This is a genomic window from Arthrobacter sp. SDR-2R (genome assembly GCF_057747955.1).
Genome location: NZ_CM173231.1, coordinates 2762876 through 2786705 on the forward strand (window position 1 = coordinate 2762876; position 23830 = coordinate 2786705).

Consider the following 23830-nt stretch of genomic DNA (forward strand, 5'->3'; position numbering starts at 1 on the left):
CGCACGCCACAGGGGTTTTTGCCCGCTGCCTCAGGAAGGGTTAAATGCCGGATCCCGGCCGCGCGTGCGGCCGGGATCCGGCGGATTGGAGCGGGCGGGGGCGCCTAGTCGACGTCGCTGTGGCTCCTGCGGACGTCTTCCTCAAGCCGGGGATCCATCTTGGCAGCCTGCGCCTTGGAGCTGACCAGGCTGGCGACCACGGCGATGATGATGGTGCCCACAATGACGGCAAGGGAGACGAACGTGGGAATCTCCGGCGCCCATTCGATGTGGTGTCCACCGTTGATGAAGGGCAGCTCGTTCACGTGCATGGCGTGCAGGACCAGCTTGACGCCGATGAACGCGAGGATGAAGGACAGTGCGTGCTTCAGGTAGATGAGCCGGTTCATCAGGCCACCGAGCAGGAAGTACAGCTGCCGCAGTCCCATGAGGGCGAAAAGGTTGGCCGTGAAGACAATGAAAGGGCTCTGGGTCAGGCCGAAGATGGCGGGAATGGAGTCAACCGCGAACAGCAGGTCCGTGAGGCCGATGGTGATGAAGACGATCACCATGGGGGTGAACACCTTCTTGCCGTTCACCGTGGTCCGCAGCTTGCCCCCGTCGAACTTCTCGGACATGGGGATGACCTTGCGGATCCTGGCAATCAGCGGGTTTTCCCGGTCTTCTTCCTCTTCGCCCTCGTCCTGGGCCTGCTTCCAGGCCGTCCACAGCAGGAATGCGCCAAAGATGTAGAACACCCAGCTGAACTGTTCGATGACGATGGCGCCCAGCATGATGAAGATGCCTCGCAGGACCAGCGCGATGATGATGCCCACCATCAGCACTTCCTGCTGGTACTTCCGGGGCACGGAGAACCTGGCCATGATGATGATGAACACGAACAGGTTGTCGATGCTGAGGCTGTATTCGGTGACCCAGCCGGCCACGAACTGGCTGCCGAACTCGGCACCCGTGAAAGCGAACATGGCACCGGCAAAGGCCAGGGCGAGGCTGACATAGAAGGCTACCCACAGACCGGCTTCCTTCATGGACGGCTCGTGCGGCCGCCGGACCACCAGGAGGAGATCGATCAGGAGAATCAGGCCAAGGACGACAAATGAGCCGACCTCGAACCAAACAGGCAAATCAAGCACAGGGAAGCCTTTCGCAGGGTACACAAAAATGGTGTAAGTCTCTCCGGCCTGCCTGTGCACTTGGTGCTGATGCGGCGGCCCGCTACGCCCGGCAGGGCAACTGTGCCCTGCGTGTTGACGATCGTAGCGCTTGGGATACTCCCCTACGTGCCATTAACTGTACCCCAGGGGGCTGACCGGCGCGCCCCGGGACGCGGGCGCACGTCGCTGGATAACGTTTTCCCCCAAACCGTTGACGGCCGCCGGCACGCTTGCAATAATCACGTCCAGGCGGGAAAGCGGTTTCTCGCTTCGACCCGGCGTCCCGGCGTCATTCCCAGAAAATCAAGGTTGGTCAATGAAGACTCCTCATCGCACTGGCGTGGTGGCCAAGGCCCTTGCCACCGCCGCCGCGCTGGCCATGCTGGCCAGCGGCTGTTCGTCCTCCCCCTCTTCATCGTCGGGCGACGGCGGAAACGTCACCATCCGCTTCACCTGGTGGGGCAACGACCTGCGGAACAAGCAGACGCAGCAGGTGATCGATGCATTCCAGGCTTCGCATCCCAACATCACCGTCAAGGCTGAGCCCGGGGTGTGGAGCAGCTACTGGGACAAGCTGGCCACCACCACGGCCGCCAACGATTCACCGGACGTGATCCAGATGGACCAGGCATACATCGCCGAGTACGGCGGCCGGGGCGCGCTGCTGGACCTGTCCAAGCAGGGCAACGTCGACACGTCCAAGATTGACCAGGACGCCCTGAAGTCCGGCCAGGTGAGCGGCAAGCAGTACGGCCTGAGCACCGGGCAGAACGCCAAGGCCGTGATGATCAACACCAAGATGTTCCAGGACTACGGGGTTCCCATCCCGGATGACAAAACCTGGACCTGGGACGACTACGCCCGGACCGCCGCCCAGATCGCGGCGGCTGCGGGCAAGGCCGGCCAGACCAACTACGGCAGCTCCTACTCCCTGACCGACTCCGACCTGAACACCTGGGCCATGCAGCACGGCGAGTCGCTGTACTCGGCGGATGGCGGCCTCGGCTTTGACGAGGGCACGGCAGCGTCCTTCTTCCAGAACGTGTTGAACCTGCGTAACAAGGGCGCCGCCCCACCGGCCAACATTGCCACCGAGGACATCAGCGCCCCCGTGGAACAAACCCTGTTCGCCACCGGCAAGACGGCCATGTCGTGGTGGTGGACCAACCAGGTGAATGCGCTCCAGTCCGCACTGAAGACCGAGGTGAAGATCCTGCGGGCACCCAGCTCCACCGGCAGCGCCAAAGACAACGGCATGTCCTACAAACCGTCCATGTTCTGGTCAGTTTCCTCGCGCAGCAAGCACCCCAAGGAAGCCGCAGAAGTGGTCAACTACATGCTCAACAACCTGGATGCGGCCAAGACCATCCTGACTGAACGCGGCTTCCCCACCAACTCCGAGGTCCAGACGGCGATCGACCCGCTGCTGACCCCTGCGGACAAGGCCGCTGCCGCGTTCCTGAAGGACATCAAGCCGGACCTGAAGAGCGGTCCGCCGGTACCTCCCACCGGTTCCTCCGGCGTCCAGGCGCTTATCCAGCGGTACAGCACTGATGTCCTGTTCGACCGGAAATCCCCTTCGGATGCTGCGAAGGGCCTGATGCAGGAAGCTAAGGGAATGATCGACTCCGCCAGGAAGTAAGGCAACAGCACCACAGCAGAGAAAGCGCGACGGCGGGCACCCGGGGTGGGTGCCCGCCGTTTCCGGTCATGGCTGCGGCTGCCTGGAAAAGCAGCGCCTAGGCGTGGCCGGCCGCCTGCATCTGCCGCAGCTCCTTCTTCAGGTCGCTGACTTCGTCGCGGATGCGGGCCGCCACCTCGAACTGCAGTTCAGCCGCAGCGCCGTGCATCTGTTCCGTCAGCTGCTCGATCAGGCCCACCAGGTCCTCGGCCGGTGCAGCGGCCAGCCCGTCCGCACGCACCTGCGCTGCGCCCTTGGCGCCCGACTTGCTGCGCTTGGCACCCTTGGCCAGCCGGTTGTTGTTCAGCAGTTCCTGGGTGTCGGCGTCCTCGCGGGCCAGCTGGTCCGTGATGTCCGCGATCTTCTTGCGCAGCGGTTGCGGGTCAACGCCGTGTTCCTTGTTGTAGGCCACCTGGATGGCGCGCCGCCGGTTGGTTTCGTCGATGGCGTTGGCCATGGAGTCAGTGATCCGGTCCGCGTACATGTGCACCTGGCCCGACACGTTGCGGGCGGCACGGCCTATGGTCTGGATGAGCGACGTTGAGGAGCGCAGGAAGCCTTCCTTGTCTGCGTCCAGGATACTTACCAGGGAGACCTCCGGCAGGTCCAGTCCTTCACGGAGCAGGTTGATGCCCACCAGGACGTCGAAGCTGCCGAGGCGCAGCTCCCGCAGGAGTTCAACGCGCCGCAGCGTGTCAACGTCGGAGTGGAGGTACTCCACCCTGATGCCGTGCCCCAGGAGGTAGTCCGTCAGGTCTTCGGCCATGCGCTTGGTAAGCGTAGTGACCAGGACCCGCTCATCCTTCTCCACCCGGGTGCGGATCTCGCCCAGCAGGTCATCGATCTGGCCCTTGGTTGGTTTGACGATCACTTCGGGGTCGATCAGCCCGGTGGGGCGGATGATCTGCTGGACGAAGCCGTCGGCCTTGCCAAGTTCGTACTTGCCGGGGGTGGCGGAAAGGTAGACGGTCTGGCCGATCCGTTCCAGGAACTCATCCCACTTGAGGGGCCGGTTGTCCATGGCGGAGGGCAGCCGGAAGCCGTGGTCCACCAGGGTCCGCTTCCGGGACATGTCGCCTTCGTACATGGCACCGATCTGCGGGATGGTCACGTGGGATTCATCCACCACCAGCAGGAAGTCGTCCGGGAAGTAGTCCAGCAGGCAGTGCGGCGCAGATCCGCCGGGGCGGCCGTCGATGTGCCGCGAGTAGTTCTCGATGCCGTTGCAGAAGCCCATCTGCTGCATCATTTCGAGGTCGTAGGTGGTCCGCATGCGGAGGCGCTGTGCCTCCACCAGCTTGTTCTGGCCCTCCAGGACCGCCAGCCGCTCCGCGAGCTCGGCCTCGATGGTCTTGATGGCGCGGCTCATCCGCTCCGGCCCGGCCACGTAGTGCGACGCGGGGAAGACGTACATCTCCGTCTCCTCCCGGATGACATCGCCCGTCACCGGATGGAGGGTGTAGATGTTTTCCACTTCATCCCCGAAGAACTCGATCCGCAGCGCCAGTTCCTCGTACATGGGGATGATCTCGACGGTGTCGCCCCGTACCCGGAACGTGCCGCGGTGGAAGTCCATGTCGTTCCGGGCATACTGCATGGACACGAACTTGCGCAGCAGGGCATCCCGGTTCATCTCCTGGCCCCTGCGCAGCGTGACCATCCCTGCGATGTATTCCTCCGGCGTTCCCAGACCGTAGATGCAGGACACGGTGGCCACCACGATGACGTCACGGCGGGTCAGGAGGGCATTGGTGGCGGAGTGGCGCAGCCGTTCGACTTCCTCATTGATGGAGGAGTCCTTTTCGATGAACGTGTCCGTCTGCGGGACGTAGGCTTCGGGCTGGTAGTAGTCGTAATAGGAAACGAAGTATTCCACCGCGTTATTGGGCAGGAGTTCGCGGAACTCGTTGGCCAGCTGGGCGGCGAGGGTCTTGTTCTGCACCATTACCAGGGTGGGGCGCTGCACCTGTTCGATGAGCCAGGCAGTGGTGGCGCTCTTACCGGTACCCGTGGCACCGAGCAGCACCACGTCCTTCTCGCCGTTGTTGATCCGCTCCGTCAGCTCCGCGATGGCCGCCGGCTGGTCGCCCGCGGGCTTGAATTCGCTGATGACCTCAAAGGGCGCTACAACACGGTTGATCTCCTGCGCAAGGCTCATGGATCTAATCTACAACCGGGCACCGACACTGGGCGGTCCCGTCCGTTACAGGCGAACAGCCGCCCGTCCAAGGACCTGCCTCAGGACGCGTACGACGGCGGCACCCACCCTGTTGCCTCGGCCCAGGCGGACATGCGCGGCCAGGCAACGTCGGTGAACCAGGGCTCCTTGGCGTCCGCGTAGGCCCTGGTGGTGGCGGAGTCCGCGAAGCGTCCTGCCAGGTCCGCCTTGTGCGCTTCGTAAAGCCGGACCGCGGAGGGGTCAGTCCGCAGCCAGTCGCGGAACATCAGCGCGTAACGCCACCCGGCCGAGCCGGCGGCCCGGACATGGACGTTCACGGCCCGGCACGGGTCCGCGTTGGCGTGGAACCGCTTCTGCCATTCGGCATGATCAGGGGCGTTGGGCTTCGGGGTGTCCGATTCGGCTCCCCGTACTGCCGGGAAGCCGGCAGCCGCCAGGAGCGGCGCGATCCTGTCCGCGGTTTCCAGGTCCGGCACCGCCACTTGCAGGTCGATGACGTCCTTGGCGGCCAGGCCGGGAACGGAGGTGGAGCCGATGTGGTCCACGGCCAGGATGAGGCCGGGCGCAGCCGCTTCCAGCCGGGCCGCGATCCGGGCCGCCTGCCGTGCCCATTCCTTCCGGTGCGGCTCCAGCACCGGTCCCCCCTTCCGCGGTGCGCGGGTCCCGGCCGCCAGGTTGCGCGCAAACGGCACCAGCCGCCGGTCCCAGAGCCTGTCTACCTGCTCAAGCAGGTGCAGGATGGTGCCGGAGTTGTCCAGGACGACGTCGGCAGCGGCCAGCCGTGCCTCCCGGGTGGCCTGGGCGGCCATCCGCGCGCGCGCCGCTTCGGCGGTCATGCCGCGCTGCTCCTGCATGCGTTGCATCCGCACCTCGTCCGGGGCGTCCACCACCAGCACCAGGTGGAAGGCGGCCCCCTGCCCCGTCTCCACCAGAAGGGGGATGTCCTGGACCACAATGGCGTCTTCCTGCGCCGCTGCCGTGATGGCGGCGGCGCGGGCGCGTACCAGGGGGTGGACGATGGCGTTCAGCGCAGCCAGACGCTCCTGGTTGCCGAACACCGCCCCGCCGAGCCGTGCGCGGTCCAGCCGCCCGGCGCCGTCGAGCATGTCCGCGCCGAACTCCCCCACAATCCGCTCGAGGCCCTCGGTGCCGGGCTCAACCACCTCCCCTGCCAGCGCATCTGCGTCCACCAGCACGGCGCCACGTTCCTTCAGCCGCGCGGCCACCACCGATTTCCCTGAAGCGATCCCGCCCGTCAGCCCGATTTTCAGCACCCCGCCAGCCTACTAGTCCCCGGCCGCAGGTCCGCCGCCTGGAAGCAGGGAGGTGAGGCCGCCGGCGGGTGGGCCTAGACTGGGGCGGATGCAAGAGCAAGACAGCCGGTCAGGCACCTACACCACGCTGGCGGCCGGCCGGGACTTCCGGCACGAACTCGAGATCAAGCGCTCCCGGTTCATCACGGTCCTGCGGAGGGCCGGCACGGAGGCTGCGGCCCGTGACCTGGTGGCGGACCTCCGCCGGGAATTCCACGACGCGCGCCACCATTGCTCGGCGTTTGTCCTTGGGCCGGACCGCACCATCCAGCGCTCCAGCGACGACGGCGAACCTGCCGGGACTGCAGGCATCCCCATGCTCGAAGCCCTGCTGAAGAGGGAGACCGCACCCGGGGTGACCGACCTCAGTGACACCAGTGCCGTCGTCGTGCGTTATTTCGGCGGCGTCCTGCTCGGCGCCGGTGGGCTGGTCCGGGCCTACTCCGAGTCGGTTTCGGCAGCCCTGGACCTGGCGCCCCTGGTCCGCCGCAGCAGGCTGCGGATCTGTTCCACGGCGGTACCGCACGCCGCCGCAGGGCGGCTGGAGAACGACCTGCGTGCCACCGGCGCCGTCATGGCGGAGACCAGCTACCAGGACCGGCACACGGTGCTGCGGATTGCCGTGCCGGACCACGCAGCCGCCATAGCTGCCGCAACTGACCGCGTCCTGCAGCTGACGGCAGGGTCTGCCACGCTCACGCCCGGTGAAACGGAATGGGTGGATGAAGCCATCACCTGAAGTGACCCTGGTGGACGTCGATGAAGCCGTAGCGGACCAGCTGCTCCAGCTGGCCAAGCGCGACGCCTCCCCGGATGAAGTCGCTCCCCCACTGGGCGGCCCCGGCTGGAACCTGGAGCGCACCGCCTGGTTCTACAGCTACCATCACGCTGCGGCAGCCGGGTTGGGAGGCCCCGCAGCGGAAAAGTCCTGGGCCGTCTTCAGCGGCAGCCGGATTGCCGGCTCCGTGCGCCTCAAACGGAACGCTGGTGCCGACGTGCCTTCCGCGGAAACCGGGATCTGGCTTGGCCGGAGCTTCCGTTCGCGCGGGATCGGCGCCGCCGCCCTGGACCTGGTCCTTGCGGAGGCCCGCCGGGCCGGCCTGAGGCGCGTCACCGCGCGTACCCTGGCTGGGAACCACCGCGCCCAGCGGCTGCTCGCGGCAGCCGGGGCGGCACTGACCTCTGACGGCGAAGGGACGGTCCTCGCCGTCGTCGAGCTGTAGGCCCGGCTGACCGCAACGCCCCATGCGTTGTCGGGCAGCTGCCAGCCAGCTGTCGCGTTAAAGCACAACGGGCCCCCGCTTTCGCGGGGGCCCGTTGTGTCAGCCCGGAATCCGGGCCGGCGGCAATTAGTTGCCGGTCAGCTTCTCGCGCAGGGCAGCAAGTGCCTCGTCCGAAGCCAGGGTGCCGGCACCGGTGTCGGTGGCAGCGGGCTCGGAGGAGTAGCTGGTGGCGCCGGAATCGCCGTCACCGGACGTTGCGGCAGCAGCGTCGTCGGCAGCGTGCTGGGCAACCTGCTTCTTGTGGGCTTCCCAACGGGCCTGGGCGTCAGCGTACTGCTGCTCCCAAGCGGCGCGCTGGGTCTCGTAGCCTTCGAGCCATTCGTTGGACTCGGGGTCGAAGCCCTCGGGGTACTTGTAGTTGCCCTCTTCGTCGTACTCTGCGGCCATGCCGTACAGAGCCGGATCGAATTCGGTGCTGTCGGCGTCGACGCCCTCGTTGGCCTGCTTGAGGGACAGCGAGATGCGGCGGCGTTCCAGGTCGATGTCGATGACCTTGACGAACAGTTCGTCGCCAACGGAGACAACCTGCTCGGCCAGCTCCACGTGGCGCACGGCCAGCTCGGAGATGTGGACCAGGCCTTCGATGCCGTCTTCGACGCGGACGAACGCACCGAACGGAACCAGCTTGGTGACCTTACCCGGGACAACCTGGCCCAGGGCGTGGGTGCGGGCGAAGGTCTGCCACGGGTCTTCCTGCGTAGCCTTGAGCGACAGGGAGACGCGCTCGCGGTCCAGGTCGACCTCGAGGACCTCGACGGTGACTTCCTGGCCAACCTCGACAACCTCGGACGGGTGGTCGATGTGCTTCCAGGACAGCTCGGAAACGTGGACCAGGCCGTCTACGCCGCCCAGGTCCACGAAGGCACCGAAGTTGACGATGGAGGAAACAACGCCGGGACGGACCTGGCCCTTTTCCAGCTTGTTGAGGAAGGTGGAGCGGACCTCGGACTGGGTCTGCTCCAGCCATGCACGGCGGGACAGGACCACGTTGTTGCGGTTCTTGTCCAGCTCGATGATCTTGGCTTCGATCTGCTGGCCGATGTACGGAGCCAGGTCGCGCACGCGGCGCATCTCGACGAGGGATGCGGGCAGGAAGCCGCGCAGGCCGATGTCGAGGATAAGACCACCCTTGACAACCTCGATGACGGTACCGGTGACGACACCGTCTTCTTCCTTGACCTTCTCGATGTCGCCCCAGGCACGCTCGTACTGAGCGCGCTTCTTGGAGAGGATCAGGCGGCCTTCTTTGTCTTCCTTGGTGAGCACCAGGGCTTCGACCTGATCGCCAACGGAGACGACGTCTCCGGGGTCAACGTCGTGCTTGATGGAAAGCTCGCGGGAGGGGATGACACCTTCGGTCTTGTAACCGATGTCGAGCAGGACTTCGTCGCGGTCGACCTTGACGACGGTACCTTCGACGAGGTCTCCGTCGTTGAAGTACTTGATGGTCGCGTCGACTGCTGCGAGGAAGTCCTCAGCGGTACCGATGTCGTTAATGGCGACTACGGGGGTACCGGGCTTCTCGGTGGAGGTGATGGTCATGTAGTAGGGGCTCCGTTGTGGATAGTTAGTCGGTCAGGCAAACCGGCGCGCCCGCGTTATGGAACGCAGGCGCGATTCGCGGTGAATCCGACGGATCCTCCGGGTCATCCTGATTTTGTGGATTGCTTTCAATGCGCCCCGCGAGGGGACGCAAGTGCGTGCACGTGGTACACGCCCGTTTATTCTAGTCGCTGCCCGCAATTCGGGTCAAAGCGGGCAGGCGCAGTACGCCGGTGGCGTGTTCACCCAGGACCGGACCCCATGCAGTCAACCGACCTCAGAAGTGGGTGAGGCAGTGCGTCGCCCGTTCGACGGCGAACATCTGCATGGCCGTCAACGCCGAACCTGCCGTGTGCTCCCGGATTTTGCCGGCTGCCGCCAGCGTAACCGGACTGACCCCGCCGACGTAGATGGACGACAGGGCGGACACATCGAGGGTCAGGTCCGCCTCCGCGGTTTCCGGCAGGCGCTCGACGGTGGCCTGGCCGCCGTCAGACGAAAGGGCGTATGTTCCAGCCGTGAGGCCGAGCGGGTCCAGGACTTTCAGCGCCAGGCGGCCTGCAGTTGGGTAATGCCGCCCGGAGAGTGCCTTGGGGACATCGAGGATGCGCAGCCAGAGCATGTCCCGGCTGTCCGAGGAGTCGATGCAGCGGGGATCGTCCAGGGCCCAGGCCAGGGGGTCGTCCAACGGGGCTTCCGTCCAGGACACGCGGTCCACCAGATCGATGGCACCAAGGAACTGCCAGAGTTCCAGGTAGGCATCGTTGCTGCCGGCCAGCAGGTCCACTACTTCCACGGTGTAGGGCTCGGTGCCCCAGCCGAGGAACTTGTAGGAAACGTAGCCGTCAATGTCGCCGCCCGGGCCGTAGTGGAGCGCCACCTTGATGGCGGGGTCCTCCTTGCCGTCGCGGCCGAGCGCGCCCGACGCAAGCAGCCGATACCAGTCCTGCCGGCCTACGGACCCCGGAGTCAGCCGGTGCACCTGGTCGAAGACTTCAGGAGCCAGCTGCAGCAGGGCCTTGGGGTCGGCGACCTCCACGGTGCCGGTGGCCTGGTGCCGCAGGCTGAACCGCGCAGTGGTGTCCACCTTGGCAGTGCGTTCAAAGCTGGCCACGCCGTAGCCGAACCGGCCATAGATGGTTCCCTCTGATGCGGTCAGCGCCGCCACCGCCACCCCGTCGTCCTTCGCGAGCTGGAGGTCCTCACTCATCATCCGCCGCAGCAGCCCACGCCGCCGGTGCGAGGTGCGGACGGTAACGGCGGTGACCAGGTGGGCTTCCACCAGGCGCCCGAAGCCTACGTTGAGGGTATTGCGCATGGTGCCGAAGGTGGCCACCGGCACGTCCGCGGGCAGCGAGGAGGGCGCTACCGGGCCCGTTTGGTAGGCGCCGGTGAGGACGCGCCGGTCTGCCTCATACGTTTCGAGCGTCTTCGCGACGTGTTCCGGGGTGCGGGTGGATTCGTGGAAGCCGAAGGATACGGCGCGGCTCCAGGTTTCCGCCTGGGCGTAACCGTCTTTGCCCCTGGATACAGCACCAAAGCGCCGGATTTCGTAGTTTCCACTCAGATCAGCCACGCACCTGAGCCTAGCCAAGACCTCCGGCGCCTGGCCAGCATCAACACACGTTAGTGCCCGGCGTCGTACCAGCTGGGCCCGACGCCGATCTGGACTTCCAGGGGCACGCTCAGGTCCGCGGCTGCCGCCATCTGCTCGGTCACCAGTTTCTCCACGGCGGTCCGCTCCCCGGCAGCGACTTCCAGGACCAGTTCGTCATGGACCTGGAGCAGCATCCGCGATTTCAGGCCCTGCCCCTGCAGTTCGGCATGGACACCCAGCATGGCGCGCTTGATGATGTCCGCCGCCGAACCCTGGATGGGGCTGTTGAGCGCGATGCGCTCGGCGTTCTCGCGCAGCTGGCGATCGGTGCTGGTCAGGTCCGGCAGGTAGCGGCGGCGCCCCTCAATGGTGGCTGTGTAGCCGTCGACCCGGGCCTGGTCCACTACTCCCCGGAGGTAGTCGCGGACGGCGCCGAAGCGGTCGAAGTAATCCTTCATCAGGGTCCGTGCCTCATCAACGGAAATCTCCAGCTGCTTGGACAGGCCGAAGGACGTCAAACCATAGGCAAGACCGTAGGACATGGCCTTCACCTTGGAGCGCATGGCGCTGGTGACCTGGTCCGTGGGGACGTGGAAGATGTTGGAGCCGACGAAGCGGTGCAGGTCCTCGCCGTCCCTGTACGCCTGGATCAGGCCCGCATCCCCCGAAAGATGCGCCATGATGCGCATCTCGATCTGGGAGTAGTCGGCGGACAACAGGCATTCGTAGCCATCGCTGACCACGAAGATGCCACGGACGCGCCGGCCTTCCTCGCTGCGGATGGGGATGTTCTGCAGGTTGGGGTTGTTGGACGAGATCCGGCCGGTGGCGGCCACGTTCTGGGCGTAGGTGGTGTGGATCCGGCCGTCCTCCGCCACGGACTTCTTCAACGATTCGAGCATCTGGCGCAGCTTGGCCGCCTCGCGGTGCGCCATGAGCTGCACCAGGAACTCGTGCCCTGTCTTTTCCAGGAGGTTCTTCAGGGAAGCGGCGTCCGTGGTGTAACCGGACTTGATCTTCTTGGTCTTGGGGAGCTGCAGTTCGTCGAACAGGACGGTCTGCAGCTGCTTGGGCGAGCCCAGGTTGACCTCGTGGCCGATGGCAGCGAAGGCCTGTTCCTGCGCCTGGTCGATCACCCGCGCGAGGTCGGCAAGCTGTTCATCCATCTTGTCCATGTCGATGGCGATGCCGGCGAGTTCCATGTCGGCGAGGACCCGGCTGACCGGCAGTTCCAGGGTGGACAGCAGTTCCTCCGCCTTGCGCTCCTTGAGCTCGTCCTCGAAGTAGCGGCTCAGGGCCAGCACGACGGCGCCGGCCTGGACCAGGGCGTCGGCGGCTGCGGTGTCGTCGCCGTCGAACGACAGTTCCAGCTGCCCGGCCTTGGCCGTGGCGGCGGGGATTCCCACGTTGAGGTGGTGCTGGGCGAGTTCGGCGAGTTCATAGGTGCGGCGGTCCGGCTGGATGAGGTAGCCCGAGATGGAGGTGTCGTCCACCACGCCCTCCAGCTCCAGGCCGCGGGCAGTGAGTGCCTTGAGCGCGGCCTTGAAGCCGTGCATCACCTTGGGTGCTTCGGGGTCGCGCAGCCATCCGGCCAGTACATTTTCGGTTTCGGCGTCCTGGCCGGCGAGGTCGACGTAGACGGCGGCGTCGCCGCGCACGATGGCCAGCGCGGCGGCGTCCTCGCCAATGCGGCCGGGCACGAGGTCCACAGCGAGGGCGGTCCGCTGGCCGGCGCCTGCGGCCAGGAAGGCGGCCAGTTCGGCGGCACCGGCAGGCGTGGTGTAGTGCGGTGTTTCGATGCTGTCGCGTTCGGCGGCGGGAGTGTCAGCGTCGCCGTAGAGGGCAAACAGCCGGCCGCGGATGGCCTTGAACTCCAGCTGGTCGAAGAGGTCCTCAATCGCGGCCTGGTCGGGGCGCGGCTGGTAGAGGTCGTCCAGGGTGACGGGGAGCTCAAGATCGGTGTGGAGCTGGTTCAGCCGGCGGTTGCGCTTCACGGCGTCGACGTTCTCCCGCAGGGCGTCGCCCACCTTGCCCCCGATGGAGTCAAGGTGCTCCAGGACGCCTTCCAGGCCGCCGTACAGGTTGATCCATTTCGCCGCGGTCTTGGGCCCGACGCCGGGCACGCCCGGCAGGTTGTCGGCCGTCTCCCCCACCAGGGCGGCAAGGTCCGAGTAGCGGGACGGGCTGACGAAGTATTTCGCTTCAATGGCCGCAGCGTCCATCCGCGGGATGTCGCTGACGCCCTTCCGCGGGTAGAGCACGAAGACGTTGTCCGTGATGAGCTGGAAGGCATCCCGGTCACCGGAGACCAGCAGGACTTCGAATCCGGCCTTTTCACCCATGGTGGCGAGCGTGGCCAGGATGTCGTCGGCCTCGTAGCCGGGCATTTTGATGGTCTTGATGCCCCACGCTTCCATGACCTGCGCGATCAGGTCGATCTGGCCGCTCATCTCGCGGGGGGTTTCGTTCCGCCCGCCCTTGTAGTCGCTGTACTCGGTCTTCCGGTGGGTGGATTCGTCCGAGACATCGAATGCCACCGCGATGTGGGTGGGCTGCTGCTCCTTGATGAGGTTGATCAGCATGGAGGTGAAGCCGTGGATGGCGTTGGTGTGCTGGCCGTTGGACGTGGAGAACTTGTCCGCGGGCAGGGCGAAGAAGGCGCGGAACGCCATGGAGTGGCCGTCAAGGACCAGCAGCCGGGGCTGGTCGGTGATGGGAATCACGGGCGCTTCCGTGGCTGAAACAGACCCACCGGCAGCGGGGGTGGCGGCCTTTGCAGAAGGCCTGGGCGTGGAGGACGAAAGCTGCGCGGCAGCCTCCTCAGCGATGGCCGAAGACGGGAAAGGGGCCGGTTTGGTTGTTTCACTCACAGGTGCCAGCCTAGTTGCCATGACAGACAATTTCACGCCGGGCGCTTTCGCCGAGGAGCTGGCGGCCGCCGGCATTCCCGACCACATGCACGGCTGGCTGGGCCGGTTTGGCGTTGGCGCCCTGGTGGTCAAAATGGGAATCCATTTCCTGGAGATGAGTCCGGAACGGACCGTTGCCACCATGCCGGTGGAGGGCAACACCCAGGTGGCAGGCATACTCCATGGCGGCGCGCACGTGGTGCTGGCCGAGACCCTGGGTTCGTTCTCCGCGGGGATGCACGCCGGTCCCGGCCGGCATGCCGTCGGCATCGAGGTCAGTGCCACGCATCACCGGTCCATTGCGAAGGGCATGGTGACGGGCACCTGCACGGCGATCCATTTGGGGCGCACGCTTGCCACCCATGAAATCGTCATGACCGATGCCCAGGGACGGCGCCTGTCAACGGCACGGATCACCAACATGCTCCGGGACGACGCCGGCTGAGGTACGTGCGTCAGGACCGCGGGCCCGTTCGGCCGGGCAGCAGATAGCGCAGCTCCACGATCCCCCTGCCCATGGTGCGGGACGCAGCCAGCTCAAGCGGCGGCGTCGGTCCTTTTACCGGAAGCAGCCGCTTCCCGCTGCCCAGGACCACCGGGATGACGGAAAGGATGATGTCGTCCAGCAGTCCGGCATCCGCGAACTGGGCCGCCAGGTTGCCGCCGCCCACTACCCAGATGTTCCTGTCCCCGGCCGCGCGCTCGAAGTCGGCCATGAACTCCAGGACATCCCCGCGGACGAACGTGATGTCTGCGCCCTCCGGGGCACGGTATTCGTGGTGCGTGAAGACGTAGCTGGGTGTGTCCGTGTACGGCCACCTGCCGGGCTCGTGCTCCATCAGCCAGGCGTAGGTTTCCCCGCCCATGACGATGCAGCCCACTCCGGACATGAACTCGCCGTAACTGTCGGCCCCGCCTTCGAAACCGTCGAACTGCAGGAGCCAGTCCAGATCGTCGGTTGACGTGGCGATGAAGCCATCAAGGGACGCGGCCACAAAATATTGGATGCGCGGCATGGCCCCAGCCTAGCCAAGCGGCCCAGTCCAGCCAATGGCCCGGGCCATGCCCGGGCTGCGGCTCTCCGGGCTGCAGCTTCCGGGAATGGCTACTTGGAGAAGTACGGAATGATCAGGTACAGCCCCACCAGGACAGCCAGGCCGCACAGGCCGAAGCAAGCATAAGCGAACGAGCGCTTCATGGCCGGGGACGTCTGTTCGGCGTCAGCGGCGATGGCCGTCAGCCGGACGCCGAGCGAGTAAAGGGTCACCACTGTTGCGGCAGCAACCAGCGTGGCGCCGGCAACGGTCAGGAGTTCCAACCACTTCATCGCCGATTCTCCTTGGGGTTGTTGGCTTTGGCGTCGGCCTTGGCTTTAGCCTTGGCTTCGGCCCGGGCGCGGGCCATGGCCTTCTTCTTGGCGAACCGGACAGCCTGGCCGGCTTCCTCCACCTCGACGGCGTTCTGGTGGCTCACGGAGGACTTGCGTGAGTAGAAGAACATGAAGAGCACCGCGGCGCTGCCGGCAATCGCGGCAATGAGCACGCCCACGACGCCGGTCTTCACCAGCAGGGCGGTCAGGGCACCGACGATGCCGGCGGCAGGCAGGGTGAAGAGCCATCCCAGCGCGATCTTGCCCACCATGTTCCAGCGGACGGTGGTCCCGCGGCGTCCCATTCCGGAGCCGATGACGGAACCCGAGGCTACCTGCGTGGTGGAAAGGGCGAAGCCAAGGTGGGACGAGGCGAGGATGGCGGACGCAGTGCTGGTCTCGGCCGCGAAGCCCTGGGCGGGCTTGACTTCGGTCAGGCCGGAACCCATGGTGCGGATGATCCGCCAGCCGCCGGCATAAGTACCGATGGCGATGGCGAGGGCGCAGGCGGCGATCACCCAAAGCTGGGGACCGGACCCGGGCGCCTGGCTTCCGGCGGCGATCAGGACCAGCGTGATGATGCCCATGGTCTTCTGGGCGTCATTGGTTCCGTGTGCCAGGGCCACCAGGCTGGACGTGAAGACCTGCCCCGTGCGGAAGCCGCCGCGCTTCTGGGTGAGCTTGGTGCCCGTCTCGGGATCGTGGCGTGACGTGAGGGCGTAGGCAAGGCGCGTGCAGACGTAGGCGGCAAGGCCTGCGATCAGCGGTGCGAAGACCGCCGGAAGAATGACCTTCTGAAGGAGCGTCTCAAGGTTGACGGAGTTGAACCCTGCGCCGACGATGGCCGCGCCGATCAGTCCGCCGAACAGTGCGTGGGATGAGCTGGAGGGCAAACCCTTCAGCCATGTGACCATGTTCCACAGGACGGCCCCCATCAATCCGGCGAAGATGATCTCCGGCGTGATCTGGACGCCGCCGGACCCTTCGCGGATGATGCCGCCGGACACTGTCTTGGCCACCTCGGTGGAAAGGAAGGCGCCCACCAGGTTCAGGACGGCTGCCAGGGCCACGGCTGTCCTGGGCTTGATGGCACCGGTTGCGATGGGCGTTGCCATGGCGTTCGCGGTGTCGTGGAAGCCGTTCGTGAAGTCGAAAAATAGTGCCAGTGCGATGACCAGCGCCACCATGAAGGTGATATCCACCTGTTGCCCAATCTGCAGAGTCGACGTTCAGCAGTTTCTCTTACCCGGCTGCCTTGGACAGCATAGTTCACCAGTTGTTTGCTTTGGAATGACTTGCGGCGATGGCACAACCGGCGGGAAACCTTATCGATCGTACGCGTACCGGGCAGGAGGTCAAAACACGGGCCCGGCCAGGAAAGAGCGGAGCACGTCCAGTTCCGCGGGCGTGATTCCCTGCCGCGGATGGGGCGACACCGTGAGGATGCGCCTGCCCAGGAAGCGTGCCCATGATTGTGCTTCAGCCTCGAACGCCAGCTGGTCATCCACCCACGCCACCGAGTCGGGTCCGGTCTTCTCGACGTCGCCCTGGATGGCCCGGAGCTTCCACCAGACGGCCCCGCCTGCTGCCCCGTCCGCGGCAAGGTATGGCCAGCCGCTGCCCGCAAGTCCGACGGCGGGACACAGGTATTGGGGCGCCAGCTCCTCCCAGCTGGTAAGCCAGACACAACGCAGCCCGGGCGTCATGGCCAGGGAGTTGAGCCCCGATACGAGTTCTGCGGCGAAGGTGACGGGCAACAGCCCAGCGTCGGCGCGCTGCCAGGCGGACCCCCAGCCGGTGGTTCCCTCCGGGCCGAACGGGCAGACCACGCCGTCGACATCCAAATAAAGCGTCCGCCGCACGCTGCACCTGCAGGGGCTTCAGCCCTGGTGGAACTGCGGCGGCCTGGGACCTGCATCCAGCGGCGGTGCGATTCTGCCCTCAAGGGCCGCCACTGTGACGTCCGGCAGGACGATGAGCCCGTCCAGCTCACGCCGGGCCCGCTTGTAGGCAGACTGCCGTTCGGCCGGGGTAGCCGCATGGTTCTCGGCAATCATGAGCAGTTTCCGTGCCACGGCAAGCCGTTCGCGTTCGGGGCCGCTGAACTTGCTGTCCCTGATCCGTATGGCTTCGCGCTCGGCCACATCCAGGGCCACCGCGAAGTTGTTCACGGCCTGCCGGTAGGCGTCAAGGCCGGCCACTGATGTCAGGTCTTCGGCAGAGGGTGGCCGCAGGCCGTCGGCTTCGCGTTTGGCGCGCAGGAAGGCGACCGTGAGGGGTTCCCGGACGTCCGTCATGAGGGGAAAATCAATGAGCTTTCCCACGTCGAGCTCATAGTCAAGCCATCGCCGGTTGGTGGCATCGTGGGTGGCCATGAGCGACTTCACGTCGGCCACCGACGCCCTGTCAGCTTCGCGTGCCTGGTTCTGGAGTTTGTCCTGGTTCTGGAGTTTGTACAGTTCGACCCGGCGCCGGTACCGGCGGTCGCCGGCACGCCGCCAGCCGCCTGCCCAGCGGCCGGCCACCGCCATCAGTGGAAACACCATCCACCACTTGTCGTACAGGAACTCCATGAGGGGCCTCACGCATCAATCCTCCCAGCCCGGGGGCCCGGCCTCAAGGCGCAGGGGCAGATCCATGCAGGCTGGCCGGCCCTCCCCCCTCCACGTCCTCAGGGTCCTCAGGGTGCCGGCGTGGCCTGCGATGCGTTGACGTTGACCAGCCAGGCGACTCCGTACCGGTCGGTGCACATGCCGAAGATGTCACCCCACGGCGACTTTTCCATGGGGACTGTCACCGCGCCGCCATCGCCGCTGAGCTGCTCGTAGTAGCCGCGAAGCTCCACTTCATCATCGCCGCTGAGCGAGATGGAGATGGCGGAACCCGGGTGGTACTCCATGCTGTTGGGGGTATCAGCGCCCATGAGGACCAGGCCCTGGGTGGTGGTCAGCATGCCGTGCATGATCTTTTCCGCTTCCGCAGGATCCTCGCTGGCCTGGAAGTCACCAAAAGTGCTGAGTGTCAGCTCGCCGCCGAACACCTGCTGGTAGAAGTTCAGTGCCTCACGGGCATTGTCCCGGAAACTTATGTAGGGATTGAGGATTGTTGGCATGGCAGGTTCTCCTTCACAGGGGCCGGAACTGCTTCGGCCGGAACGCGGGCAGACAACATCCTGCCCTATCCGGCCGCCACCCGGTAGGGGAAGTCTCCCCTGTTCATCCCGTGTTCCGGGGTTTGAATGTCAGGGGACGAAACTGTTTCCGTGTCGAGGCATATCCCGCAGGAAAGGGTGCGGCGCGGGCCGCGGGAACGTAGGCTCGGGGCATGGCCCGATTCTTTGATGTGCATCCCCAGGACCCCCAGCCGCGCGCCATCGCGCAGGCAGTGAACATAATCCGCGACGGCGGCCTGATCGCCTACCCCACGGATTCCTGCTACGCGCTGGGGGCGCAGATGGGCAACCGGGAGGCGCTGGACCGGATCAGGAGCATCCGGCACCTGGACGACAAGCACCACTTCACGCTGGTCTGCCGCGATTTCGCGCAGCTGGGCCAGTTTGTGAACATCGGCAACGACGTGTTCCGCAGCATCAAGTCCGTTACCCCGGGCAGCTACACCTTCATCCTGCCCGCCACCAAGGAGGTTCCCAAGCGCCTGCTCCACCCCAAGAAGAAGACGGTGGGCGTGCGGATTCCGGACAACCGCGTGGTCCAGGCGCTGCTCGCCGAACTGGGCGAGCCGCTGCTGTCCAGCACGCTGCTGCTGCCGGACGAGGAAGAGCCGCTGACCGTGGGCTGGGAAATCAAGGAGCGGCTGGACCACCAGGTGGATGCCGTGATCGACGCCGGGGACTGCGGGGCAGAGCCCACCACCGTTATTGATTTCTCCAGCGGGGTGGCCGAGGTGGTCCGGCGTGGCATGGGCGACCCGTCCCGCTTCGAATAAACCTGCTTCGAAGTAACCCGGGCCGCACCTGCGGTCCCGGGGCACTTTGGCGGCGCCGCCGTCGTAATTTCCGACGGCGGCCGGCGTGTCCGTGCCAAAGTGCCCCGTTTTGGAGGGCGCAGGTCAGTCGTTGTTGGCGTCAGTCTGCTTTTTCGCCCGGCTGGGCTGGACCCGGGGCGGTTCGCCCGGCATCTTGGGGTAGTCCGGCGGGAAGGGCATCTCCCCCAGGCCGGCTTTGCAGTCGCGGTCCCACCATTCCAGCAGCGTGTCGATGGTCCCGGGCTTGGCGTTGAAGCCAGCCCAGGGGTCTCCCACCGTCTTCAACCGTTCCGGAACCGTGAGGATGGTGAAGTTCTTTGGATCCGCGTGTTCCAGTTCCTCCCAAGTGATGGGGCAGGACACGGGGGCGTGGGGCAGGGCCCGCGGGCTGTAGGCGCCGGCGATGGTGCGGTCGCGGTTGGCCTGGTTGAAGTCCAGGAACACCCGTTGGCCGCGTTCTTCCTTCCACCACGCCGTGGTTACTTTGTCCGGGATCCGGCGCTCCACTTCCCGGGCAGCGGCAATGACCGCGTGCCGGACGTCCAGGAATTCGCGTGTTGGTTCGACGGGTGCGTAAACGTGCAGCCCGCGGTTGCCGGACGTTTTGATGAAGCAGGTGAGGCCTGCCTCGGCGAGGACGTCCTTCAGCACCAAGGCGGCGGGAACGGCGTCGTCGAAGTCCGTGCCCGGCTGCGGGTCAAGGTCGATCCGCAGCTGGTCCGGGTTGTCCGTGTTCTCCGCCCGGGAGGGCCAGGGGTGGAAGACCACGGTGTTCATCTGTACGGCCCAGACGGCAGCTGCCGGTTCGTCAAGGACCAGCTGGGGGTGGGACCTGGCGCTCGGATACACCACCTTGACGGACCTGATGAAGTCCGGCGTGCCTTTTGGCGGGTTCTTTGAGAAGAACATTTCGCCTTCGATGTTGTCCGAGTACCGCTGGAGGGACACGGGCCGGTCCCCGTTGGCGGCGATGAATGCCTCCCCCACGTCGCAGATGTACCTGGCGAGGTCCAGCTTGGTCAGGCCCAGGTCCGGCCAGAGGACGCGGCTGGGGCTGGAGATGCGCATTTCGCGCCCGCCGTTGGGACCCGGGACAGTGATGGTGGTCTGTTCGCTCGCCATGGGGACAACGTACACCCGGCCGCCGGCAGACACCGGCATATCCGCCGGCCTCCGGCATGATGGAGCCATGCCCTCATCCGATCAGCAGCTCATGGTCGCCGTCGGTGACGCCTCGTTTTCCGCCGTCTACGCCCGTCCCGGGAAGCCCACCGCCACTGTGGTGGTGGCGCATGGTGCCGGTGCCGGCAAGGACCATCCGTTCCTCCGCGGCTTCAGCGACGCCCTGAACGGGCTGGGCCTGGCCACCCTGCGCTTCAATTTCCCGTACCTGGAGGCAGGGCGGAAGTTCCCCGACCGCCCTCCGGCTGCCATCGCCGCATGGCGGGCCGCCATGGACGCAGCCCGCGCCCAGGCGGAGGCCAACGGCGACAGCGGCCCCGTCTGGGCGGCGGGCAAGTCGTTCGGCGGCAGGATGGCGTCCATGGCCGTTGCCGACGGCATGGAGGCCACAGGCCTGGTGTACCTCGGCTACCCGCTGCATGCCCCCGGCAAGCCGGAGAAACTCCGGGATGAGCACCTGTACGGGATCACGGCGCCGATGCTGTTCCTGCAGGGAACGCGCGACACGTTTGCCACGCCCGACATCCTGGCGGGCGTCGTGGCCCGGATTGGATCCAACGCGGTCCTGCAGTGGGTGGAGGGCGGTGACCACTCCTTTGCCGTGGCGGGAAACAAGCGCCCCGCCGATGAGGTGGGTGCGTCGCTGGCGCTTCCGGTGGCGGAGTTCATCGCCGGGCACGGCTGACGCTGCTAGGCAGCGTCCTCGTGCCACCAGCCTTCCCAGGCGGCGGAAGTGAGCCGGCCTTCCGGGAACGTGCCGGTGTCGGTGTTGCGGGACCCGCCGGCCTCACTGCGTCGGCCGTCCAGCAGGAGGTTGAGGCTGTTCAAGAGAAACATGGTGTGTCCTTCCGTAGGGGAATGCGGACCACGTTGTCCGCGTACTTAAGAGCGTAGGGAAGGCATGTTTCAGCACGTCGACGCGACGTTTCGGCTGTGTATCGGAGTTCTCACGCAGCCTTCCCCGGCCGGAAAGAATCGGACGTGGTTTCAGTTCCGCTTGTTGGTCCGTGCCGTGGCGGGAGCCGACCAGGGGTCCTCCGGCCAGGGATGCCTGGGGTAGCGGCCCCGCATTTCGGCGCGCACCTGGGTGTACGGGCCGGACCAGAACGATGTGAGGTCGCCGGTGACCGCCAGCGGCCTGCGGGCCGGGGACAGCAGGTGGAACAGGACCGGGACACGGCCGCCCGCCAGGCGCGGGGATTCAACCAGCCCGAAACACTCCTGCAGTTTCACCGCCACCACGGGCGCGGCGGAGTCCCCACCTGGTTCCGGGTAGTCGATCCTGACGCGGGAGCCGCTGGGGACCTCCAGGTTTTCCGGCGCAAGCTCGTCCAGCCGGGCCGCTTCGGGCCAGGGCAGCAGCCGGCGCAGGGGGTGGGCCAGGTCGATTGAGGTGACCGGCTTCCCGGCCGCCAGGTCTTCCAGCTCGGGCCCCAGCCACTCTTCCAGCCGCCCAAGCAACGCCCCGTCCGACACATCAGGCCACGGCGCCCCCACCTCGCGGTGCAGGAAGGCGAGGCGGCGCCGCAAGGAGGCCGCCGCCGTCGACCACGAAAGGGCGGCAAGGCCGCTTGACCGCAGCGCGGCTTGCACGGCCCTCCAGCCCTGTTCGGCGGTGGGGCGCACGGGGGTTGCGGAGAGTACGACCGCTCCCAGCCGCCTGGTCCTGCGCGCGCTCAGCCGGCCGCCGCTGAATTCCGCGTCCACACTGTCGGACAGCAGGTGGGACGCCGCCGCTTCGGCAATGCCAAGGGTGATGGGGGCTGCGGCGCGGATCACGGCGCCCGTACCGGCCGCGTCCCTTCCCTCGGCGCGGGACACGTCGGCCACGGCCAGCCACTCGTGGCCTGACAACGTGCTGCCTGCCGGCAGCCCCGCCCTGGTCCCGGACGTCAGCAGGTACTGTCCGGCGCCGTCGCTGCCGGGCACGCGGCGGGCCACGCGGTCGGGAAAGGCGAGCGCGACGACGGCGCCCGCAGCTTCGTTTCCAGCGGCAGGGATGGCGGGAGGGGCCGTGGCGCCGTCCTGTTGCCGACCCGCCAGGGCGCCCAGCCGCCTGGACTCGTCCGCCCAGCGCCTTCCGGCCGGGCCTGTGTCGGCTTTGAGCTGGGCCAGCAGGCGGGTCAGGTCCGCTCCGGGTGCGCGGTGGTCCCCGGAGAGCGCGGCTACCACCCCGGCGGCGAACCGGTGTCCGGTGGAGGTGCCGCCGTCGAGCAATGCCCGGGCAAGCCGTGGATCGGCGGGGATGCCGGCAAGGGCGCGGCCCGTTGCAGTCACGTAGCCGTCACCGGACACTGCGCCCAACTCCCGGAGCACCTCAACGGCGTCATCCATTGCCTGACCGGGCGGTGCGTCCGGCAAGGCAATCCCCTTCCCCCGGGGCGCGCCCCAGCAGGCAAGGGTCAGGGCGGCGCCGGTCAGGTCCGCCACCTTGATTTCCGGCGTCACGTGGGCGGGAGCGGCACCATATGCGTGCTGCGAGTAGCAGCGGACCACTGTCCCCGGGCCTTGCCGTGCGGCACGCCCGGCCCGCTGGTCGGCTGACGCCCTGGAACAGGACACGGTAACCAGCCCGCTCATGCCGCGGCCTGCGTCCCGCCGCGGTTCCCGGGCCAGTCCGGAGTCTATGACCAGCCGGACGCCGGGCACTGTCAGGGAGGACTCGGCAAGATCGGTCGAGACGATGATCCGCGGGAGGTCCCCGGGACCACGCCCCGCCACTGCCCTGTCCTGCTCGGCTGTCCCCACCTGGCCGTGAAGTTCCAGCACGTCAACACTGCTGCCCAGCCGGCTGCGCAGGACCGCTGCAACGTGCGAGACCTCCCTGGCCCCTGGCAGGAACACGAGCGCGTCCACGGACCCGTCGGCCGCAACGGCACGTTCATGGGCGTCCGCGGCTGACGTGGCCACATAATCCAGGAAGGTGCGCGCCACTCCCCTCGCGTCCAGCCGGGCGGCGGGCGCCGGGAGCCACTGCACGTCCAGTGGATGGTTGACGGAGGGGCAGTCGACGACGGGTGCGGGCCCGGCGCCCTCGTCATCCCCCAGCAGGGCTGCGAACCGGGGCGCGTCCAGGGTTGCGGACATGGCGACGACGGCGAGGTCGCCGCGCAGCGCACGGACCTCAGCGAGCATGCCGACCAGGAGGTCTGTTTCCAGTCCCCGCTCGTGCACTTCATCCAGGACGACGGCGGCAGTGCCCTCCAGCCCGGGATCTGCCAGCAGGCGTCGCAACAGGATGCCCGGGGTGACGAACTCAATCAGGGTGTCCGGGCCCGCCTGGCGTTCCCCGCGGACGGTGTAGCCCACGCGGCCAGCCATCCGGCTGCGGTCGAGCGCAGAAAGGCGCCGGGCGGCGGCACGGGCGGCAACCCGCCGCGGCTGGGTGACGACAACGCGGCCCCGCCGGCCGTGAAGGTTCGCCAGCAGGGGCGGTACGAGGGTGGTTTTTCCCGTTCCCGGCGGTGCCTGCACAACGGCGGCACCCGGGATACCATCACTTCCCAGTGCCTCCCGCAAAGCGGAAAGGGATCCTTCGAAGGCGAGTCCGGCACCGAGCGCCCGGAGGTCGAAGGCGTCGGCGGCGGGGCGGCCCTCAGGAGGATTCATCCATCCATTCTCCCTTGGCCGGGGAGCT

At 66.7% G+C, this 23830-nt stretch carries 21 protein-coding genes; 6 read left to right on the plus strand and 15 right to left on the minus strand.

Annotation, left to right across the window (positions count from 1 at the left end):
• Positions 1-104 precede the first annotated feature (104 nt).
• On the minus strand, positions 105-1133 hold the full coding sequence (locus AC3ANU_RS12850) for a TerC family protein (protein WP_018771995.1): 1029 nt from the start codon (positions 1131-1133) through the stop codon (positions 105-107).
• Between the two features lie 337 nt (positions 1134-1470).
• Here AC3ANU_RS12850 and AC3ANU_RS12855 point away from each other — a divergent pair, with 337 nt between their 5' ends.
• Positions 1471-2796, plus strand: a complete 1326-nt coding sequence (locus tag AC3ANU_RS12855) for an ABC transporter substrate-binding protein (protein WP_026266194.1) — start codon at positions 1471-1473, stop codon at positions 2794-2796.
• A 97-nt stretch (positions 2797-2893) separates the two neighbouring features.
• Here AC3ANU_RS12855 and uvrB read toward each other — a convergent pair whose 3' ends face one another.
• Together uvrB and coaE are read right to left on the minus strand one after the other, a co-directional pair.
• Positions 2894-4993 (minus strand): excinuclease ABC subunit UvrB, encoded by a 2100-nt coding sequence (gene uvrB / locus AC3ANU_RS12860; RefSeq protein ID WP_018771997.1) that lies wholly within the window; start codon positions 4991-4993, stop codon positions 2894-2896.
• An 80-nt stretch (positions 4994-5073) separates the two neighbouring features.
• Positions 5074-6288: a dephospho-CoA kinase gene (gene coaE, locus AC3ANU_RS12865; protein ID WP_488314637.1), complete on the minus strand. Its 1215-nt coding sequence runs from the start codon at positions 6286-6288 to the stop codon at positions 5074-5076.
• An 88-nt stretch (positions 6289-6376) separates the two neighbouring features.
• Here coaE and AC3ANU_RS12870 point away from each other — a divergent pair, with 88 nt between their 5' ends.
• A complete protein-coding gene (locus tag AC3ANU_RS12870; protein ID WP_018771999.1) occupies positions 6377-7066 on the plus strand; it encodes an IMPACT family protein in 690 nt (229 codons plus the stop codon).
• The gene (locus AC3ANU_RS12875; RefSeq protein WP_488314638.1) at positions 7050-7550 is read left to right on the plus strand and encodes a GNAT family N-acetyltransferase; all 501 of its coding nucleotides are present in this window, start codon (positions 7050-7052) and stop codon (positions 7548-7550) included. The genes AC3ANU_RS12870 and AC3ANU_RS12875 overlap by 17 nt, the downstream gene beginning before the upstream one ends.
• 126 nt (positions 7551-7676) lie before the next feature.
• Here AC3ANU_RS12875 and rpsA read toward each other — a convergent pair whose 3' ends face one another.
• From rpsA to polA, 3 genes are all read right to left on the minus strand, one after another.
• Positions 7677-9152 (minus strand): 30S ribosomal protein S1, encoded by a 1476-nt coding sequence (gene rpsA / locus AC3ANU_RS12880; RefSeq protein ID WP_018770974.1) that lies wholly within the window; start codon positions 9150-9152, stop codon positions 7677-7679.
• A gap of 277 nt (positions 9153-9429) precedes the next feature.
• Positions 9430-10728 carry a GNAT family N-acetyltransferase gene (locus AC3ANU_RS12885; protein WP_488314639.1) on the minus strand — a complete coding sequence of 433 codons (1299 nt, stop codon included), beginning with the start codon at positions 10726-10728 and terminating at the stop codon, positions 9430-9432.
• A gap of 50 nt (positions 10729-10778) precedes the next feature.
• Positions 10779-13421: a DNA polymerase I gene (gene polA, locus AC3ANU_RS12890; protein ID WP_488315976.1), complete on the minus strand. Its 2643-nt coding sequence runs from the start codon at positions 13419-13421 to the stop codon at positions 10779-10781.
• 217 nt (positions 13422-13638) lie between these two features.
• Here polA and AC3ANU_RS12895 point away from each other — a divergent pair, with 217 nt between their 5' ends.
• The gene (locus tag AC3ANU_RS12895; protein WP_026266023.1) at positions 13639-14103 is read left to right on the plus strand and encodes a hotdog fold thioesterase; all 465 of its coding nucleotides are present in this window, start codon (positions 13639-13641) and stop codon (positions 14101-14103) included.
• A gap of 10 nt (positions 14104-14113) precedes the next feature.
• On the opposite strand, the gene AC3ANU_RS12900 is transcribed toward AC3ANU_RS12895, so the two are convergent.
• The 6 genes from AC3ANU_RS12900 to AC3ANU_RS12925 form a co-directional block, all read right to left on the minus strand.
• The gene (locus tag AC3ANU_RS12900) at positions 14114-14674 is read right to left on the minus strand and encodes a dihydrofolate reductase family protein (protein ID WP_134165375.1); all 561 of its coding nucleotides are present in this window, start codon (positions 14672-14674) and stop codon (positions 14114-14116) included.
• An 89-nt stretch (positions 14675-14763) separates the two neighbouring features.
• Positions 14764-14985, minus strand: a complete 222-nt coding sequence (locus AC3ANU_RS12905) for a hypothetical protein (protein WP_018770979.1) — start codon at positions 14983-14985, stop codon at positions 14764-14766.
• On the minus strand, positions 14982-16229 hold the full coding sequence (locus tag AC3ANU_RS12910) for an inorganic phosphate transporter (protein ID WP_018770980.1): 1248 nt from the start codon (positions 16227-16229) through the stop codon (positions 14982-14984). Before AC3ANU_RS12910 ends, AC3ANU_RS12905 begins: the two co-directional genes overlap by 4 nt.
• A 153-nt stretch (positions 16230-16382) precedes the next feature.
• Complete coding sequence (locus AC3ANU_RS12915; protein WP_056390203.1) at positions 16383-16889, minus strand: HAD domain-containing protein; 507 nt, start codon at positions 16887-16889, stop codon at positions 16383-16385.
• Between the two features lie 18 nt (positions 16890-16907).
• Positions 16908-17612 (minus strand): hypothetical protein, encoded by a 705-nt coding sequence (locus tag AC3ANU_RS12920; protein WP_134165376.1) that lies wholly within the window; start codon positions 17610-17612, stop codon positions 16908-16910.
• Between the two features lie 95 nt (positions 17613-17707).
• A complete protein-coding gene (locus AC3ANU_RS12925) occupies positions 17708-18139 on the minus strand; it encodes a VOC family protein (protein WP_134165377.1) in 432 nt (143 codons plus the stop codon).
• Positions 18140-18351: 212 nt separating this feature from the next.
• On the opposite strand from AC3ANU_RS12925, the gene AC3ANU_RS12930 reads away from it, so the two are divergent.
• Positions 18352-18972, plus strand: coding sequence for an L-threonylcarbamoyladenylate synthase (locus AC3ANU_RS12930; protein WP_134165378.1), 621 nt, complete (start codon positions 18352-18354; stop codon positions 18970-18972).
• Positions 18973-19095: 123 nt separating this feature from the next.
• Here AC3ANU_RS12930 and ligD read toward each other — a convergent pair whose 3' ends face one another.
• Positions 19096-20133, minus strand: coding sequence for a non-homologous end-joining DNA ligase (ligD, locus tag AC3ANU_RS12935; protein WP_134165379.1), 1038 nt, complete (start codon positions 20131-20133; stop codon positions 19096-19098).
• A gap of 67 nt (positions 20134-20200) precedes the next feature.
• Between ligD and AC3ANU_RS12940 the strand changes: the two genes are divergently transcribed.
• Positions 20201-20878 (plus strand): alpha/beta hydrolase family protein, encoded by a 678-nt coding sequence (locus tag AC3ANU_RS12940; protein ID WP_488314640.1) that lies wholly within the window; start codon positions 20201-20203, stop codon positions 20876-20878.
• A 5-nt stretch (positions 20879-20883) separates the two neighbouring features.
• Here AC3ANU_RS12940 and AC3ANU_RS12945 read toward each other — a convergent pair whose 3' ends face one another.
• A complete protein-coding gene (locus tag AC3ANU_RS12945) occupies positions 20884-21030 on the minus strand; it encodes a hypothetical protein (protein ID WP_018770987.1) in 147 nt (48 codons plus the stop codon).
• Positions 21031-21180: 150 nt separating this feature from the next.
• The gene (gene hrpB / locus AC3ANU_RS12950) at positions 21181-23802 is read right to left on the minus strand and encodes an ATP-dependent helicase HrpB (RefSeq protein WP_488314641.1); all 2622 of its coding nucleotides are present in this window, start codon (positions 23800-23802) and stop codon (positions 21181-21183) included.
• Positions 23803-23830 lie beyond the last annotated feature (28 nt).